At 70.4% G+C, this 16,270-nt stretch carries 17 protein-coding genes; 4 read left to right on the top strand and 13 right to left on the bottom strand.

Translation table 11 applies throughout. The features are described from left to right. From FLW16_RS41825 to FLW16_RS41815, 3 genes are all read left to right on the top strand, one after another. A partial coding sequence (locus tag FLW16_RS41825) for a hypothetical protein (RefSeq protein WP_221891570.1) occupies positions 1-229 on the top strand: 229 nt, incomplete at its 5' end. 177 nt (positions 230-406) lie between these two features. Beyond that, the gene (locus tag FLW16_RS41820) at positions 407-1,027 is read left to right on the top strand and encodes a hypothetical protein (RefSeq protein ID WP_142566537.1); all 621 of its coding nucleotides are present in this window, start codon (positions 407-409) and stop codon (positions 1,025-1,027) included. Then, complete coding sequence (locus FLW16_RS41815; protein ID WP_142566536.1) at positions 1,024-1,587, top strand: hypothetical protein; 564 nt, start codon at positions 1,024-1,026, stop codon at positions 1,585-1,587. The genes FLW16_RS41820 and FLW16_RS41815 overlap by 4 nt, the downstream gene beginning before the upstream one ends. Positions 1,588-1,686: 99 nt before the next feature. Here FLW16_RS41815 and FLW16_RS41810 read toward each other — a convergent pair whose 3' ends face one another. Then, positions 1,687-3,120: an endo-1,4-beta-xylanase gene (locus FLW16_RS41810; RefSeq protein ID WP_142566535.1), complete on the bottom strand. Its 1,434-nt coding sequence runs from the start codon at positions 3,118-3,120 to the stop codon at positions 1,687-1,689. Positions 3,121-3,608: 488 nt separating this feature from the next. Next, positions 3,609-5,162, bottom strand: coding sequence for a long-chain fatty acid--CoA ligase (locus FLW16_RS41805; RefSeq protein WP_142566534.1), 1,554 nt, complete (start codon positions 5,160-5,162; stop codon positions 3,609-3,611). 16 nt (positions 5,163-5,178) lie between these two features. On the opposite strand from FLW16_RS41805, the gene FLW16_RS45775 reads away from it, so the two are divergent. Continuing rightward, entirely contained in the window at positions 5,179-5,307 is a 129-nt protein-coding gene (locus FLW16_RS45775; RefSeq protein WP_260616181.1) for a hypothetical protein, read from the top strand. On the opposite strand, the gene FLW16_RS41800 is transcribed toward FLW16_RS45775, so the two are convergent. The 11 genes from FLW16_RS41800 to FLW16_RS41750 all read right to left on the bottom strand — a co-directional run bounded on the left by FLW16_RS41800 (position 5,298) and on the right by FLW16_RS41750 (position 16,168). Next, on the bottom strand, positions 5,298-5,756 hold the full coding sequence (locus tag FLW16_RS41800) for a MaoC family dehydratase (RefSeq protein ID WP_142566533.1): 459 nt from the start codon (positions 5,754-5,756) through the stop codon (positions 5,298-5,300). The genes FLW16_RS45775 and FLW16_RS41800 overlap by 10 nt on opposite strands. Further along, a complete protein-coding gene (locus tag FLW16_RS41795; protein ID WP_142566543.1) occupies positions 5,753-6,643 on the bottom strand; it encodes an amidohydrolase family protein in 891 nt (296 codons plus the stop codon). Before FLW16_RS41795 ends, FLW16_RS41800 begins: the two co-directional genes overlap by 4 nt. Before the next feature lie 10 nt (positions 6,644-6,653). Beyond that, positions 6,654-7,580, bottom strand: coding sequence for an SDR family NAD(P)-dependent oxidoreductase (locus tag FLW16_RS41790; protein WP_142566532.1), 927 nt, complete (start codon positions 7,578-7,580; stop codon positions 6,654-6,656). A 248-nt stretch (positions 7,581-7,828) separates the two neighbouring features. Then, positions 7,829-9,076 (bottom strand): 2-hydroxyacyl-CoA dehydratase family protein, encoded by a 1,248-nt coding sequence (locus FLW16_RS41785; protein WP_185949838.1) that lies wholly within the window; start codon positions 9,074-9,076, stop codon positions 7,829-7,831. Next, entirely contained in the window at positions 9,064-10,161 is a 1,098-nt protein-coding gene (locus FLW16_RS41780) for a 2-hydroxyacyl-CoA dehydratase family protein (protein WP_142566531.1), read from the bottom strand. The genes FLW16_RS41785 and FLW16_RS41780 overlap by 13 nt, the downstream gene beginning before the upstream one ends. 1 nt (position 10,162) lies before the next feature. Next, positions 10,163-11,401 carry a CaiB/BaiF CoA-transferase family protein gene (locus tag FLW16_RS41775; RefSeq protein WP_142566530.1) on the bottom strand — a complete coding sequence of 413 codons (1,239 nt, stop codon included), beginning with the start codon at positions 11,399-11,401 and terminating at the stop codon, positions 10,163-10,165. Then, entirely contained in the window at positions 11,394-12,530 is a 1,137-nt protein-coding gene (locus FLW16_RS41770) for a CapA family protein (RefSeq protein ID WP_260616179.1), read from the bottom strand. The genes FLW16_RS41775 and FLW16_RS41770 overlap by 8 nt, the downstream gene beginning before the upstream one ends. Further along, the gene (locus FLW16_RS41765) at positions 12,527-13,348 is read right to left on the bottom strand and encodes an amino acid ABC transporter ATP-binding protein (RefSeq protein WP_142566529.1); all 822 of its coding nucleotides are present in this window, start codon (positions 13,346-13,348) and stop codon (positions 12,527-12,529) included. The genes FLW16_RS41770 and FLW16_RS41765 overlap by 4 nt, the downstream gene beginning before the upstream one ends. After that, complete coding sequence (locus FLW16_RS41760) at positions 13,345-14,205, bottom strand: amino acid ABC transporter permease (RefSeq protein ID WP_142566528.1); 861 nt, start codon at positions 14,203-14,205, stop codon at positions 13,345-13,347. Before FLW16_RS41760 ends, FLW16_RS41765 begins: the two co-directional genes overlap by 4 nt. Then, the gene (locus tag FLW16_RS41755) at positions 14,202-15,065 is read right to left on the bottom strand and encodes a transporter substrate-binding domain-containing protein (RefSeq protein WP_260616177.1); all 864 of its coding nucleotides are present in this window, start codon (positions 15,063-15,065) and stop codon (positions 14,202-14,204) included. The genes FLW16_RS41760 and FLW16_RS41755 overlap by 4 nt, the downstream gene beginning before the upstream one ends. 179 nt (positions 15,066-15,244) lie before the next feature. Next, complete coding sequence (locus FLW16_RS41750; RefSeq protein ID WP_260616176.1) at positions 15,245-16,168, bottom strand: PaaX family transcriptional regulator C-terminal domain-containing protein; 924 nt, start codon at positions 16,166-16,168, stop codon at positions 15,245-15,247. Between the last annotated feature and the right edge of the window lie 102 nt (positions 16,169-16,270).

Here is a 16,270-nt window from a genome sequence, read left to right as displayed (position 1 = left end):
CACCACGATCATGGCCATCCCCGCCCCCGCCGGCAAACCCCTGCCCGGCGTCACCGCCGAACGCGTCGCGATCGACACCACCGTCTGGGCCATCCCCTGGCCCCAGCTCACCCTCCTGGCCCTCCTCGTCCTCGCCTTCCTCGCCATCCGCATCACCAGCGCCCGCCGCCGCAGGCGAATCGAAAAACTGATCATCCTCACCGGCCGCGGCACCCCTCTCGGGACCTGAACACCGGAGTGCGCGGGCGGGAGGAACCCCCGCCCCGCTGAAGCACCCACAGGCCACCCCCGACGCGTGGCGCGAAGATCCTCTTCCACCCCGACACCGACATCCGCCCCTCAGGAGGTGGCGACCATCAACCGACCCAGGCACCCGACGCCGGTCCGGCGTCCGATTTGGGGCCGCGTGCTCGCCCTCACGGTCGCTTTCGCGCTCGGCGCGATCGTCGCCGGCGGTGTGGTGTTCGGAGTGACCCGGCCGAGCTCGATCGAGCAGATGGCCGACCAGATCCGCGCCGAGTCCGCCCTCCGGGACAAGACGCAGATCAAGACCCTGACGGAGCTGGCCCGCACCACGCGGGACCGGCTCGTCCCCGTGCTCGACGGACTGAGCCGCGCCATGCCCGCCGACGGCACCGCGGGGCCGGCCCTGGTGACCGCCGCCGACGTCGAGAGCTGGCGGAAGGCGGCCACCGCGGCCGTCGAAGGCTTCGCCGACCCGCCGTCCGGTGAGACCGCCACCAACGTGGCGAGGTCGAGTCTCGCCTCCGCCGTACGGCAGATCGCCACGACCGTCGACACCTACGCGGCCGCGCGGGACCTCACAGGACCGGCCCGCACCACCGCGCTGGACCTGGCCGTACGGCAACGCGCCGACGCGCTCTTCACCTGGTCGGTCGGAGCCACCGCCCTCGACGCCGTGAACGTCGACGCGGGCTACGGTCACCAGCACGTGTTCCTGCCGACATCACCCGGCGAAGGGGAGCTCACCCCCGACGCCGAACCCGAGGGGAGTCACGACTCGTGAACAAGCCACTGACATACGTCCTCACCGCCCTGATGGCCGGGCTCGTGCTGATGCTCGGCGCGCCGGCGGCCTCCGCCCACGGCGGAGCGATCAAGCTGGAGGTGACGGGAGACGGCGCCGACAACGTCAACGTGCTGGTGACGTACAAGAAGGACGGCCATCCCGTCACGGAGATCCTCGATGCGACGCTGACCGCGACCTCGACCGACGGCCGTTCCTTCGGCCCGGTGCCGCTCAGGTCGGCACCCGAGGGCCAGAATCTCTACCACTCCGCCGAGCCGCTGCCGAGCGGCGAGTGGCAGGTCAAGGTGACCGCGACCGAGCCCGGCAAAGCACATGCCACGGTGAAGGTGAAGGCGGGAGACATCGCCGCCTCGCCCGTGGCGGCGACCGGGCCGGCACCGGACCAGGCCAAGGCCGCGGCGACGTCGGCCGCGGCGGACGACGAAGGCGCGATGGGGATGCCCCTCAAGATCGGCATCATCGCTCTCGTGGCGCTCCTCGCCATCGCGGCCTGGCTCGGCCTCGCCTGGCGCAACCGGGCGAGCGCCCGGCGCTGAAGGAGCTCCAGGTGATCGGGGGCCGGATCGGAACGGCGATCACCACGACGGGCCGGGACTGAAGTCCCGGCCCGATCTCGGCGCCGTCCCGTGACGGGGTCAGGGGCTGGTGCAGGTGACGGACGGGGTGGCCGCGCCGCCGTTGGCGGTGAAGCCGAAGGTGGTGGACGCCCCGGCGCCGAGGGAGCCGTTGTAGGAGGCGTTGCGGACGGTGACGCTGGAGCCGGACCCGCTCTGCGTGCCGTTCCACAGGCTGCTGATGGTCTGCCCGCCCGGCCAGGTCCACTTCACGGTCCAGCCGTTCACCGCCGAACCACCCGCGCGGACCGTGACCTCCGACTGGAACCCGCCCGGCCAGCTGTTGGTCGTCGTCATGGTCGCGGAGCACGCGCCCGTGACCGGAGGAGTGGGGCTGGGGCTGGCCGGCGGGGTCGGGCTCGGGCTCACCGGCGGGGTCGGGCTCGGTGAGGTCCCGGGAGCGCTGTTGAGGGCGTTCAGCGCCGCGGTGTAGGCGGGCTTGGGCTGGTAACCGGAGTCCCACATCATGGGGGCGCCATAACCGGGGAACGTCCCGGGGATCCAGGAATGACCGTCGTCCACGCCCCACTGCGAGACGCCGACGCAGCGGGAGACCGCCAGGCAGGCGTTCACGACCTTGCCGTAGTCGCTGCCCTGCTGCTGCAGTTCGGAAGAGTCGGCCGGCATCGGGATGCGGTCGTCGAGTTCGGTGATGGCGACGTCCAGGCCCAGGTTGGCGAAGCGCTGCATGTTCGCCTGCAGGGACGAGGGAATCTGGCCGACGACGAAGTGGCTCTCGAAACCGATGCCGTGCAGCGGAACGCCCTGAGACACCAGCGACTGCGCCAGCGAGTAGAGCGCGTTGCTCTTGGCGTTGGTGCCCTCGATGTTGTAGTCGTTGATGTACAGCTTGGCGTTCGGGTCGGCGGCGTGCGCGGCCCGCAACGCGTTCGCGATGTAGTTGGCGCCCATCGCCTTGTAGAACACGTCCTGGCGCAGCGTGCCGTCCTCGTTGTACGGCTCGTTGACGACGTCCCAGGCGTAGACCTTCCCCTTGTAGTGGGTGGCCTCGGTGGTGATGTGGTTCTCCATCACGCCCTGGACCTGGTTCAGCGGCAGGCTGCTGACCCAGGCGGGCAACTGGGCGTGCCACACCAGGTTGTGCCCGCGTACCCGCATGCCGTGGGACTGGGCGAAGGAGACGATCTGGTCACCCGACCCGAAGTTGAACGAGCCTCTGGACGGCTCGGTGGCGTCCCACTTCATCTCGTTGCCGGGGGTCACCATGTCGAACTGGGCCGCGGCGAGGTTGGCCTCGGCGCTGATGCCGAGGTCGCCCCGCGTCAGCGCGGTGCCGAAGTACCGCCCCTTGGCCTCGGCCGACGCCTTCAGCGTCGACGCCGCCTGCGCGGGCATCGCCAGGCCGGCCGCGACGGCGGTGGCCGCGGCCAGAACGGCGGCCAGACCGATGGCGCGGCCCCGTGACCGATCCTTCGGATGGTTGGGCGGTTTCATCTCAGCCCTCCAGTGGTGGTTCGGATGCTGTCCGCGGACCTGGCAGCGGGCGCGGGGGCAAGACCGAGGGCCTGCGGCGCTCCCGTGACCGGATCTCGGCTCCGCACCTGTGCGGGGAACGGCCATCAACTGTTAGCGCTAACAATTGGGCTTCTCAGCGTTCCCTCAGCCCGGTGGTGGTGAACGGAGCAAATACGACACGGACCGGCCCGTCAAGAACGCGACCGTGCTCGTCCGCAAGGGCTTCGACCCTTACCTACCGTTCCACCACCGCGTACTCGCCCCGGCCCACGTCGTACGCGCGCGCCCGTCGCTGAAACATTCATCACCCGCGGAGCCGGTGCAGGTCACAACCGTCCCCGGTCTCACCCGGCGCGGGAAACGTCCCGGCCCGGTGCATGGGCCCGGTGTGTCGGCCCGGTGCGTCGGCTGGGTGTATCGGCTGGGTGTATCGGCGCCGCCGCGGTCGTCCTGGACGTGGACCGTGGTCACGCCGTAGAAGCGGAGCTGCCGGCGTTCGGCAGCGGAAGGCTCCGCAGCCGGAGTTTTTGGATCTTTCCCGAGCCCGTCTTCGGCAGGTCGTCCGTGATGTCGAAATGGACGGGTATTTTGTATTTGGCCAGGCGAGGGCGGAGAAAGTCACGGAGCTCATCGGCGGTGACGTTCGTGCCGGGGCGGAGCACCACGAACGCGCGGCCGACCTCGCCCCATGTGGCGTCGGGTACGCCGAGCACGGCAACCTCGGCGATGGCCGGATGCTCGAAGATCGCTGCTTCGACTTCGGCCGGGTAGACGTTCTCCCCGCCCGAGATGTACATGTCCTTGACCCGGTCGACGACGTAGAGGTGGCCCTCCTCGTCCAGAACGGCGACGTCGCCGGAGCGGAACCAGCCGCCGTCGGAGAACGCGGCGGCGGTCGCCTCCGGGTTGCGCCAGTAGCCGGGGGTCACGTTCGGCCCTTGAATGAGCACCTCACCCGGCTGTCCCGTCGCCGCGTCCGTGCCGTCGGGCCGGACGACCCGCACATTGGCGAAGAACACCGGCACTCCTGCCGAGCCCACCTTGCGCACGCTCTGGCTGGCCTCGAGGAAGGTGGCGCCGGGAGCGGTCTCGGTGAGCCCGTATCCCTGGCAGAACACCAGGCCCCGTTCCTGGTAGGTGCGGATCAGCGCGGCAGGGATCGCCGCACCCCCGGACATCAGGGTACGCAGCGAGGACAGGTCAGCGCCCGCCCACCTGGGCGACCGGGCGAACGCGGCGAACATCGTGGTGACCCCGAACATCCAGGTGACCTCGTACTTCTCCATGAGGTCGTAACACTCGTCCACGTCCCACGACGGCATGATCACCGAGGACCCGCCTTTGAGGAAGGTCGGCAGCAAGGTCTGGTTCAGGGCGGCGACGTGGAAAAGCGGCGCGCTGATCAGCGTCACCTCGTCGCTGGTGACATCGACGCCGAGCAGGAGGTTGAAGCAGTTCCACACAAGGTTGCCGTGGGTGAGCATCGCGCCCTTGGGCCGCCCGGTCGTGCCCGAGGTGTAGAGGATGAGCGCCGTGTCGTCCAGCCGCACAGGCGTGTCGATCGGGGTGGGATCGCCCTCCGCGAGCCAGGTCTCGTAATGCCGCTCCCCCGGCCCCGGGGCGCCGAGGGCGACGACCTGCCGAAGGGGAGCCGCGATGTCCGGCGGCAGGGCTCGGACCACCTCGGTGCACTCGGGCGCGTAGACCAGCACCTTGGCGCCCGAGTGGTCCAGCATGTAACCGATCTCGGGCGCGGCGAGACGGAAGTTCAGCGGCACGAAGATCGCCCCGAGCTGATGCGAGGCGAACATCGTCTCGACGAAGGCGACGTGATTGCGGCCGAGGTAGGCGACCCGATCACCGGGCTCCACCCCCGCCGCACGCAACCGCGACGCCAGCCGTGTCGTCCGATCATGAACCTCGGCGTAGGTGACGGGCCGGTCCGCGAAGATGAACGCGGTCCTGTCCGGTGTCATCTGGGCCCGGCGGGCGGGCCACCCTCCCAGTCCGGCGTTGCGCATCGGTGTTCGACCTCCTGTGAGCTGGGGGATCAGGGAAGGCACCAAGACCGAGCAGGCACGGCAGCTCGGGATCGACGACGAGGCCGACCTGGGAGTGGACGGGGGCGGCGCCGCGAACGGCGCCCGATCACGGGTTCAGGCGTAGTGCCGGTAGATCGCCCGGGCGACGCAGGCCGGCTTGTTCGCACCTTCGATCTCGACGGTGAAGTCGAGCAGCATCTGGACGCCGTCGCCGGGGACGTCCTCGACGGAGACGACGGCGGCGGCGAGGCGGATCCTGCTGCCGACCTTGACCGGGCTGGGGAAGCGGACCTTCTCCAGGCCGTAGTTGATGCTCATCTTCACGCCCTGGATGTCGAGCAGTTCGTTGAACAGCGGGATGACCAGGGACAGGGTGAGGTAGCCGTGGGCGATCGTGCCGCCGAACGGGCCGTCCTTGGCCCTGTCGGGGTCGACGTGGATCCACTGGTGGTCGTCGGTGGCGTCGGCGAAGGTGTTCACCCGCTCCTGGCCGATCTCCAGCCAGCCGCTGTGGCCGAGATCCTTGCCGGCCAGCGCCCTGATCTCGTCGAGCCCGTGCGCGGTGGTGGTCATGCGTCTGTCGTCCTCTCCTGCGTGCCGAGCCCGAGCAGGCGTACGGCGTTGTCCTTCAGGATCTTCGGGCGGACCTCGGGCTTGATCTCGAGCTTGTCGAAGTCGGCCAGCCAGCGGTCCGGGGTGATCACCGGGTAGTCGGAGCCGAAGAGCACCTTGTCCTTCAGCAGCGTGTTGGCGTACCGCACGAGCTGCGGCGGGAAGTACTTCGGCGACCACCCCGACAGATCGATGTAGACGTACGGCTTGTGCGTGGCGACGGCCAGCGCCTCGTCCTGCCACGGGAACGACGGGTGGGCCAGGATGATCCGCAACTCGGGGAAGTCGACGGCGACGTCGTCCACGAGCATGGGATTGCCGTACTTGAGCCGGATGCCGCCCCCGCCGGGGACGCCCGCGCCGATGCCGGTCTGCCCGGTGTGGAACAACGCCGGAACACCCAGCTCCTCGATCGCCTCGTACAGCGGGTACGCCACGGGGTCGTTGGGGGCGATGCCCTGGATGCTCGGGTGGAACTTGAACCCGCGCACGCCGTACTCCTGGACCAGCCGCCGCGCCTCGCGCACGCCCGCCCGGCCCTTCCAGGGATCGACACTGGCGAACGGGATCAGCACGTCGGCGTGCTCGGCGCAGCTCTCCGCGACCTCTTCGTTCGAGATGCGCGGGTGCCCGGTGGCGTGCTCGGCGTCCACGGTGAACACCACCGCGGCCATCTTCCGCTCCGCGTAGTACGCGGCCATCTCCGCGATGGTCGGCTGCCGGTGCCCGTGGGCCTTGAAGTAGTCCTCCGAGGCGCCGAACAGCTCCGGGCTCAGCGAGCCGTGCCCGTCCTTGGAGATCTCCGCGTGGGTGTGCACGTCGATCGCGACCAGATCGGCGACGTTCATGGCCGTCATGTCAGACCCCCTGAGCGTCCGAGGCGGGAACCTTGGGCGCGGGGATGCCGTACGTCTCCGGCTCGGCGCCGACTCCCGACTGCCAGGAGGCGGCGATGGTCCCGGCCGTCCACCCTCCGTCGGCGAACGCGACAGCCTTCTCAGCGGGGTGCGACCACAGCGCGAGGCGGTCGCCGCCGATCCCGATCGCCTGGCCGGTCACACCCGCGGAGGCGTCCGAGGCGAGGAACACGATGAGCCCCGCCACGTCCTCGACCGTGCCCAGCCCCTCGTCCCTGCGCAACCAGCCCGGGAACGGGCGGCCGGTCCGCTCGGACTCCTCGATGATCGGCGCGAACGCGGGAATGGTCTTGGTCATCTCGGTGGCCGCCACCGGGACGACCGCGTTCACCGTGATGTTCGCCCTGGCCAGCTCCATCGCCCAGGTCCTGGCCATCGCCACGATGCCGGCCTTGGCCGCCGCGTAGTTGGTCTGCCCGAAGTTCCCGCGCTGGCCTGCCGGCGAGGAGATCAGGATCAGCCGGCCCCCACTCCCCTGCTCGCGCATCCGGATCGCCGCGGCCCGGGCGCAGGTGAACGTGCCGCGCAGGTGCACATCGATCACCGCGTCGAAGTCGTCGTCCGACATCTTCCACAGCACCCGGTCGCGCAGGATGCCGGCGTTGGTGACCATCACATCCAGCCGTCCGAACTCCTTGACCGCGGTGGCCACCAGCCGGTCGGCCACCTCGGCGGATCCGACCGGGGCGACGACGCTCCGCGCCTCGCCGCCGTTGCCGGTGACGGCCTCGACGACCTGCGCGGCCGCGTCGGCGTCCACGTCGTTGACGACCACCGCCGCCCCGGCCGCGGCAAGCGCTTCGGCGTATGCGCGGCCGAGCCCGCGGCCCGCACCTGTGACGACGGCGACCTTGCCGGAAAGATCCATGGGTTCCCCCTGAGTTGTACGGCGATTGATTGGAATATAGGACGCTTTCATGACGATCGTCAAAGATTTGCCCAACGTCTGTGCCGGGGAGCGTCATCGAGGTGGTCGCCCGCCTGGGCGTCTGCGAAGGGACGGGCCGGTCGGCTCGCACGGCGAATCGGAGCCGGCACCGCCGAAGGAGTGAGACGTACGTCGGGCGCACAGGACGCGGCCGCCTCAGGAGGAGCGCTACCACGTCGGCATCCACGTCAGGCCAGGACGACGTTCTCCAGCCACTGGCCGACGCGCTTGACCACCTCGTCGTCGAAGGTGCGGGCGTCGACGTTGTCGGCGTGAATCTCGATCACCGGGAACCCGGCGGCCTCCAGTGCCCTGGCGGTGAAGTAGCTGCCGCGCGGGTCGTCGGAGACCAGGTGGACCACGCCGTCGATGCCGTGCAGGCGGGCCTCCTTCACGTACCACTCGCTCGACCACGGCGGGGTGTAGAGCTGGTCGGTGAAGGCGGCGAAGCGCGCCGCCAGCGCCCTCATGGGGTCGTCGCCGTAGCGGATGTAGCCGTCGGCGGCGATGGCCAGGTACATCGACCAGACGAACACCGCACCGTACTCGTCCTGGAAGCGCTGGTAGAAGCCCATGTCGTACCAGAGGCCGCGGCCGATCCACATCAGCCGGGCCCGCTCCCCCGGGCACGCGGCGTGGCCCGCGTCGACCCGGTCGCGCACCTCCTCATAGAAACGCTTGGCGATGTCCCGGGCCCACTCGGTGCCACGGTGCCATTGGGGAAGCATGACGCTGGGGATGCTGTCGACGACGCTGAGCGGGGCCGGCCGGGTGCGGGCGATGAGGTCGCGTGTCTTCCTGTTCCACTCCTCCTGCTCGTTGACCAGCGCCATCACCTCGCGGAAGCGGGACGCGCCGAACCGCCTGCCGGTGGTGGTCTCCAGGAACCTGACGAGGTTCTCCAGCTCCGCGGTGAGCAGATCCAGTCTGGCCGGGCCGACGGCCTGCTCCCAGCGGTGCGGCATGAGCTCCCACCAGTTGACGGGGACCTCGTTCTCGGCGGCGCTTTCCAGCGGGTAGAAGGTGACCCCTGGCTCGTGACCCCAGATGTCGAAGACCTTGCGGGTGACGTCGCCGGAGGCGTCGCCGACGACGATGTCCGGTTTGGGCAGGCCGCCCCACGGGCCGGCCTCCGGTTCCGGATCGAAGGCGGAGCCGAGGGTGACCGAGTTGTACTGCTCGGAGTAGTCGGGGTAGCCGCGCTGCCGCACCAGCTCCAGGTAGTGGCCCGAGCGCTGCTTGGCGGCCACCAGGGACGCCCACCATTGGCTGACCGCATACGGGATGTCCATCGTGCGGAAGATCTCGTGCGGGACGTCCGCGTTCAGCAGGGCGAACGGCTCGCCGGCCGCGACCCGGCGCCGCAGGTCGGCGAACCATTCGCGCTGGTGCCTGCCCGCCTCGGCCGCCGTGGCCAGGGATTTCACACTGCGCATGGAAGTTCCTTCCGCAGGGCGGTCAGGTCGGCACGCCCGTAGTCCTGGCGCTCCAGCAGCACGGCGGGGATGTCGAGCGCCGCGCGCTGCGCGGGGAAGTCCCAGGCCGGGGCCTCGTCGCCGGTCCTGGAATAGGCGCAGAAGAGCTCGGCCCGGCAGTGCCGTACGGCCCTCGCCGCGTGCGCGGCGCGCTCGCTCACGGTCGCCCGGTGGGCGGTCGGACCGCTGTAGTGGTAATGCTCGGCCAGCGCGTCCAGGCCGCCCGCGCCGACGGGCCTTCCCGATGACAGGCCGCCGAAGGAGTGGTCCTCGCCGACGATCACGTAGCCCTCGGACTCGACGGCCTCGTACACGTGCGGCGTGTCGTGGTCGCTGCCGCTCAGGAAGACGCGCCGCCCGGCGTGTTCTTCGAGCTGTCCGGCCTCGGCCAGCAGCCGTTCCAGCAGCGCGATGTGCTCGTCCACGGGCAGGGCCGCGCCGGCCACCGCGAGGAACTGCCGCCCCGTCAGGCGGGCGGGCACGGCCCTGCGCAGCTCGGCGGCGGCGGCCAGCAGGCGGCGCCGCTCGTCGTGCGCCGCCACCGCCCCGGCGAGGTCGAGGGGACGGCCGGTCCAGGCCTCCAGCCTGGCCGCGAACTCGCCGATCCTGCGACGGTTGTACCGGGCGGTCGTGCGGTGCGGCAGGTGCAGGATGTCCACGAGGTACACCTCGGGCAGTCCCGTGCCCGGTTCCACGCGGCGCAGCTCGCGCAGCGCGTAGAACAGCCGCAGGGACGCCTCGCAGTCGTGCGAGACCACGATGCGATCCAGGTCGCCGAAGGACCCGGCGAGCAGCCGGGTGAGCACCGAGCGGGCCATCGGGTCCACCCCGCGGCCCAGGTAGCGGTCTCCGAGCGCGGAGCCGGACTCCGGGTCGCCCGTGAGGCGGAACGCGCGGACCCCTGCGGCGGTCAGGAGTTCGACCGGCATGTCCGCTCCGACGTAGCCGACGACCGGCGTCCTGTCGCCGGTCGGGCCCTTCGAGGGGGCCGGAGGTGCGCCGCGCCGGGCGTACGCCTCCTCCAGCGCGGCCAGCGCCGTGGGCATGTCAGATCACCCCCTCCTCGGCCAGGGCCTTGAGTTCGTCGTCGGAGTAGCCGAGCAGGTCGCCGTAGATTTCGGCGTTGTGCTCGCCGAGGGCGGGCGCCGGCCGGTCGAGCCCCGCCTCGGAGGCGGAGAAGCGGATCGGCACGCCGGTCCCGTACAGGTCCCCCTGGCGACCGTGGCGCGGATGCTCCAGCGGCACGACCTCCTCGCGTTCCAGCACGAGCGGGTCGCGTACGGCGTCGCCGGGCTCACGCACCTCGGCGGCGGGAACGCCGTGCCGGGTGAGCAGATCGAGGATCACGGCGAGCGGGCGGTCCGCCGCCCACGAGGCCACCAGCTCGTGCAGCTCGCCCGCGTTGGCCACGCGCGCGTCCCTGGAGGCGAACCGCGGGTCTCCGGCCAGATCGTCGCGCCCCATCGCAGCGAACAGGCCGCGGGCGAACGCGTCGGTGGGACCGCACAGCGCGAACCAGCCGTCCGCGGCGGGGAACGTGCCGAACGGCGCCAGCCTGGGCACGGTCGTCCCCGTGCGCATGGGCAGGCCCAGCTTCTCGTAGGCGTCGAACGGCTCGCACGCGACCAGCGAGGTCAGCGCCCCCAGCATGGACACGTCCACGTGCTGGCCCTGGCCGGTCGCGTCGGCCCGCAGGACCGCGGCGAGCGTGCCGATCACCGCGTACAGCGGCGCGACCAGGTCGCCCACCGGCAGCCCGAAGCGGACAGGCGGCTCGCCGGGCGCGCCCGCGGTCATCATCACGCCGCTGAGCGCCTGGATGATGGTGTCCATCGCCTTGCCCGAACCGGGACCGCCCTGCGCGCCGAAGCCGCTAATCGACGTGCACACGATGCGCGGGTTGACCGTGCTCGCCCAGTCGTGGCCGATGCCGAGCCGGGTCATGACGCCGGCGCTGTAATTGTCGATCATGATGTCCGACACTTTGACCAGACCGGCCAGGATGTCGCGGGCCTTGGGGTGCTTGAGATTGAGCGTGACGCTCTGCTTGTTGCGGCCCCGCAGGAGCATCGACACGGACATGTCGTCGTCCCCGTGGCGGCCCAGCGTCAGCCCGTCCGCACCGAGATAGGGGGCGTTGTTGCGGGAGGTGTCGCCGCCGGTCAGCGGATTCTCCACCTTGATCACGCGGGCGCCGAGCCCGGCCAGCAACAGGGTCGCGTACGGTCCGGACAGTGCGGTGGTCAGATCGATCACCGTGCGGCCGGCGAGCGGACGGTCAGCCACGCAGCACCACCTCGTCTCCCTCCCAGTGAAACTCCGTCTTCAGGCCCGCCTGCCGCGTGATGTGCTCGATGTACGACACGACCCGCCGCCCCTCCTCGTCGTCTCCGAGCGGCACCGGCCGGCCCGCGCCGTCGATCCAGCAGGGCACGATTCCGGCCGAGACCAGGCCTGCCGAGCCCAGGCCGTCCCGGTCGAACCGGCACACCGCGATCGCGGTGTGCCGGCTCTCGGGGTGGAAGGGGTAGTACGGCATGTCAGGGTCGGGCGCGAAGCCGTACAGCTCGACTCTGCGGCGCGCCCACTCGGCTCGTTCGCCCGCGTCGCCCGTGGTGGGCGTCAACGCGTGCGTGACGGTCACGAAGTTGCCCAGGCCGTGGTAGATCGGCCTGCCGCGGTACATCTCGACGCCGCGCATGATGTGGGCGTGGTGGGCGAACACGGCGTGCGCGCCGGCGTCGATCGCGGCGTGCGCCACGGGCCGCTCGTACATCGCCAGCACGGCGGGCGTGTGCCCGACGCCCTTGTGCATCGACACCGTCACGATGTCCACCTCGGCGGCCAGGGCCGCCACGTCCTCGGCCATCCGCTCCAGGGAGGCGGGGTCGGCGAAGGTGTAGACGGCGGGCGGCCCGCCGGGGCTGGCGTGGTCGAGTTCGTAGTGGGTCAGCACCTTGATGTACGCACAGCCGGGCTTGCGGCTGGTCGCCCAGGACTCCCGGGGACCGACGCAGTTGTAGCTGAGCACCCCGACCCGCAGGCCGTCGCGCTCCACGACGGCGGGGCGGCGGGCCTCCTGGAGAGTCAGGCCGGCGCCCACGGTCGTCAGGCCGGCCTCGGTCGCGTACATGATCGTGTCGGCCACCCCCTGGTCGCCGACGTCGTAGACGTGGTTGCCCGCGAGCGTCACCACGTGGAAGCCGGCGTCGGCGACCGCGGAGAGCGCGGCGGGATCGGCGGGCGGGGCGGGGACGTCGGTGCTGACCTGGGCGGTGGACGTGCTGTGGGGCACCTCGATGTGGCCGATCACCACATCGCCCCGGCCCAGCGTCTCCCGGGCCGGGGCGAAGAAGGACGCGGGGTCGGGCTCGTCGACGACGAGGTCGCCGACGGCCATTACCGTGAAGCTCAAGAGCTGGTCTCCTCCTCCAGGAGGCGTTCGTCGGGGGTCTGCGCCGCGCGCCCGGAGAAGCGCGACAGGAAGGCCTTGAGGCGGGGCGAGGCGGGGTTGTCGAAGATCTCCTCGGGAGTGCCCGACTCGACGATCCGGCCCTTCTCCATGAAGACGCACCGATCGGCCACCTCGCGGGCGAAGCTCATCTCGTGCGTCACGATGATCATGGTCATGCCGCCGCGGGCCAGGTCGAGCACGACGCTCAGCACCTCGTCCACCAGCTCGGGGTCCAGGGCGCTGGTGGGCTCGTCGAACAGCATGATCCGCGGGTGGGTGGCCAGGGCCCTCGCGATGGCGACGCGCTGCTGCTGCCCTCCCGAGAGCATCCGGGGATGGGCGTCCGCCTTGTCGGCGAGCCCCACCCGCTCCAGCAGCCGCAGCGCCTCCTTGCGCGCCTCCTCCGGCCTCCGGCCGTGGACCTGCACCTGCGCCTCGGTGACGTTGCGCAGCACGCTCCAGTGCGCGAACAGGTTGAACTGCTGGAAGACCATGCCCATGCGGCCGCGCTGGGCGGCGACGCGCCGGTCCGGCAGGGGGCGCAGATGGCCGCGGTGGAACTCGTAGCCGAGCAACTCGCCGTCGAGGTACATCGCCCCGCCGTCGATGCTCTCCAGCTGGTGGACGCAGCGGGCCAGGGTGGACTTGCCCGAGCCGGACGGGCCGATCACGGTGACGACCTCGCCCTCGTGCACGTCCAGGCTCACCCCGTCGAGCGCCACGTGGTCGCCGAACCGCTTGCGTACGTCGCGGATGCGCAGGACCGGCGTGTCGCTCACCGCTGCCCCTTTCCGAAGTGCCGCTCCAGGCGCCGCTGGCCGAAGGACAGGCTGATGACCACCACCAGGTACCAGGCGCAGGCGACGATCAGCATCGGCACGATCTCGTAGGTCCTGTTGTAGATCACCTGCACGGAGTACAGCAGGTCGGCCATCGCGATCACGCTGACCAGGGAGGTGCCCTTGAGCAGGCTGATGAACTCGCTGCCGGCGGGCGGGACGATCACCCGCATCGCCTGCGGGAGCACGACCTTGACGAAGCTCTGCCTCGCCGTGAACCCCATCGCGCGGGCCGCGTCACGCTGGCCGCCGTCCACGGCCAGGATGCCGGCCCTGACGATCTCGGCCATGTACGCGGCCTCGTGCAGGGTGAGCCCGATGACGGCCGCGGTCAACGAGCTGATCACGGAGTTGGTGGGCCACGAGACGAACGTCGGGCCGAACGGGATGCCCAACGGGATCCGCGGCAGCAGGTAACCGAGGTTGAACCAGAAGATCAGCTGGACCAGGGGCGGAATGCTGCGGAAGACCGTGACGTAGACGCCGCAGGCCCAGGCCACCGGCCTGAAGGCGCTCAGCCTGCCCGCCGCGAGAAGCACCCCGAGCACGCTGCCGAGCAGCATCACGATGACGGTGAGCAGCAGCGTCATGCCCAGGCCGCGCAGGACGTTCGGGTCGAACAGGTACGTGCCGACCACCGGCCACTCGAACCGCGGGTTGGTGACGAGGAACCAGGCGAACTGCGCGACGAGCACGAGCAGCACGACCCCGGCCACCCACCGCAGGGGGCGGATGCGCGGACGGGCGGCGGCGACGTCCACGGCCGGTGGCGCCATGGTCTGTGGTGCCACGCTCATTGCGTCGCCGCGGTGTTCATCTTGGGCTCCGGCACCGCCACGTTCTGGAGCCCGTACTTGTCCATGATCTTCTTGTACTCGCCGTTCTTGAAGATCTCCTTGAACGCGTCGAGCATGACCGGGCCGAGGCCGCTGGACTTGGGCACGAGCATCGCCAGCTGGTCGACGCCGGCGCCCTGCTCCTCGGTCTGTGTGACGTACGTGAAGGCGTCCTTCTCCTTGGAGAGCACGTCGAGCGCGGCGCTCTCGGTCATGCCGGCCGCGTCCGCCCGGCCGGACTTCGCGGCGAGGATGGTGCCGTTGGTGTCGGCGAAGCCGATGAAGTCGAGCCCCGGCTTGCCCTGCTTGGCGCACCATTCGGTCAGGCGCTTGGCCTGGTCCTCCACGATGCTGCCGGCGGTGCCCGCGACGCGCTTGCCGCACAGGTCACCTGAGCTCTTGACGGCCGAGGACCCCGCCTTGGGGATCAGGTAGGAGGTCCGGGTGACCATCCACACGAGCGCGTCGAACTGCTTCTCCCGATCGGCGCTGTCCTTCACCGGACCGTTGAAGGCGTCGTACCGGGAGGCGAGCATGCCGGACAGCGCCGCGGGCAGGCCACTGACGATCGAGATCTCGGTGCGGACCCCCAGCACCTTGCCGAGGGCGTCCTGCAACTCCTTGTCGATGCCCGTGACGGTCTTGCCGTCGTTGGCGACGATCCGATAGGGCGGGTGGGAATCCCCGGCAAATCGGATGACGCCCGCTTCCTTGATGCCGTCGGGCAGGGCGTCGTACAGAGCCGTCGCGCCGGCCGGCCGCTGCGTCTCATCGCCGCCTCCTCCGCAGGCTGCGACACCGGCGAGGGCCAAAGCCGCCATACCCGCGAGGATGGTCCTGGGCAATCTCATGGTGGTCCTTCCACGACCAGCTAATGATGCAGTTAATGTTGCGGTCGTTGGGATAAGTGTCACACCTAGAGGTGCACACCTGTCAAGAGGCGGCTGTGCAGCGGAGACGTGCGGGGCGGGCCGGAACGCCGCCCCGTCGCCGGAAGCGGTCAGGTGAGCGCGAGGATGGAACTGGTCCGGTGGTGGGCGACCAGTTCGGCCAGTTCGGGCTCGAACTCCGCGACGATCTGCTTGACGCGGAACTCGGCGAGCGGCCCGAGGGTGTCGTAGATCTCCACGAAGAGGTCTCTGGCCGCGGCACGCGGCCAATCGGCGGGCAACAGCTCCGCCGGCAGGTCGGGGTCGTGGTTGGGGAACGTCCGCCAGGTGTCCATGATCCCCGTACGCGCCACCAGCGCCTCGGACGCGCCGACCACGCCCTTGCGGACGCGCTCCAGAAGAGGCGAGTACTGGGCCACGAACCCCTCGTAGGTGCGCCGGAGCTGGTCGAAGTCCCATGCCTCCTGTGGGGCGCGCATGCCCGCGAGATTCAGGGCCTCGGCGCGGAAGATCGTCGACATGGGGATCTCCAGCTCGGTGAGCACCGCCGCCGCGCTGTCGGCGTTCGCGGTCGGCGAGACCCACAGCCCGTCGTAGAGCGGGGCGAAACCGAGCCAGCGCAGCCTGGCGCGCAGCGCGTGGCGCAGGTCGCGCTGTTCCTCCGAGATGGAGAACGCCGCCATCACCCATGTCCCGTCCCACGCGCCCTGCGCCAGGCCGAAGGACATGATCCGCTGCCGCCCCTCCAGCATCACCGCGGCGGCCCGATCCGTCAGGCGATAGTAGGTGCGCCGCCCGATCTTGGACGACTCCAGCAGATCCCGCTTGGTCAGGCGGCTGAGCGCGGCCCGGGCCGCCACGGCGGAGACGCCGAACTCCTCGGTCAACCGCACCAGCGCCGCGGACGGCAGTTGCTCGGGCCGGCTGATCCAGTAGTCCCCGAGAAGCGTCGTAATCAGGTGCTGCGGGGGTGCGCCCACCTGGAAGCGCGGGAAATCGAGGTCCCCCGCCTCGGACCTTTCACCATCATTCACAGCAGGAGTATATTGACAACGCTTGAGCGAGCGCTCGTTATCAGAATGTCATGCTTCCTGGGCGACTTCGAGCTGCCGCCGCGGAATCCACCCGGCGTGCCG

Source organism: Microbispora sp. KK1-11, from assembly GCF_006874435.1.
In the GTDB taxonomy this organism is placed as follows: Bacteria; Actinomycetota; Actinomycetes; order Streptosporangiales; family Streptosporangiaceae; genus Microbispora; species Microbispora catharanthi.
This window is presented reverse-complemented; position numbering and strand designations above follow the sequence as displayed.

Bases quoted from the DNA above. Each gene is read 5' to 3' on its own strand.
- FLW16_RS41810 (WP_142566535.1), bottom strand. From the start codon at position 3,120: ATGAAACCGCCCAACCATCCGAAGGATCGGTCACGGGGCCGCGCCATC.
- FLW16_RS41805 (WP_142566534.1), bottom strand. From the start codon at position 5,162: ATGCGCAACGCCGGACTGGGAGGGTGGCCCGCCCGCCGGGCCCAGATG.
- FLW16_RS41800 (WP_142566533.1), bottom strand. From the start codon at position 5,756: ATGACCACCACCGCGCACGGGCTCGACGAGATCAGGGCGCTGGCCGGC.
- FLW16_RS41795 (WP_142566543.1), bottom strand. From the start codon at position 6,643: ATGAACGTCGCCGATCTGGTCGCGATCGACGTGCACACCCACGCGGAG.
- FLW16_RS41790 (WP_142566532.1), bottom strand. From the start codon at position 7,580: ATGGATCTTTCCGGCAAGGTCGCCGTCGTCACAGGTGCGGGCCGCGGG.
- FLW16_RS41785 (WP_185949838.1), bottom strand. From the start codon at position 9,076: ATGCGCAGTGTGAAATCCCTGGCCACGGCGGCCGAGGCGGGCAGGCAC.
- FLW16_RS41780 (WP_142566531.1), bottom strand. From the start codon at position 10,161: ATGCCCACGGCGCTGGCCGCGCTGGAGGAGGCGTACGCCCGGCGCGGC.
- FLW16_RS41760 (WP_142566528.1), bottom strand. From the start codon at position 14,205: ATGAGCGTGGCACCACAGACCATGGCGCCACCGGCCGTGGACGTCGCC.
- FLW16_RS41755 (WP_260616177.1), bottom strand. From the start codon at position 15,065: ATGGCGGCTTTGGCCCTCGCCGGTGTCGCAGCCTGCGGAGGAGGCGGC.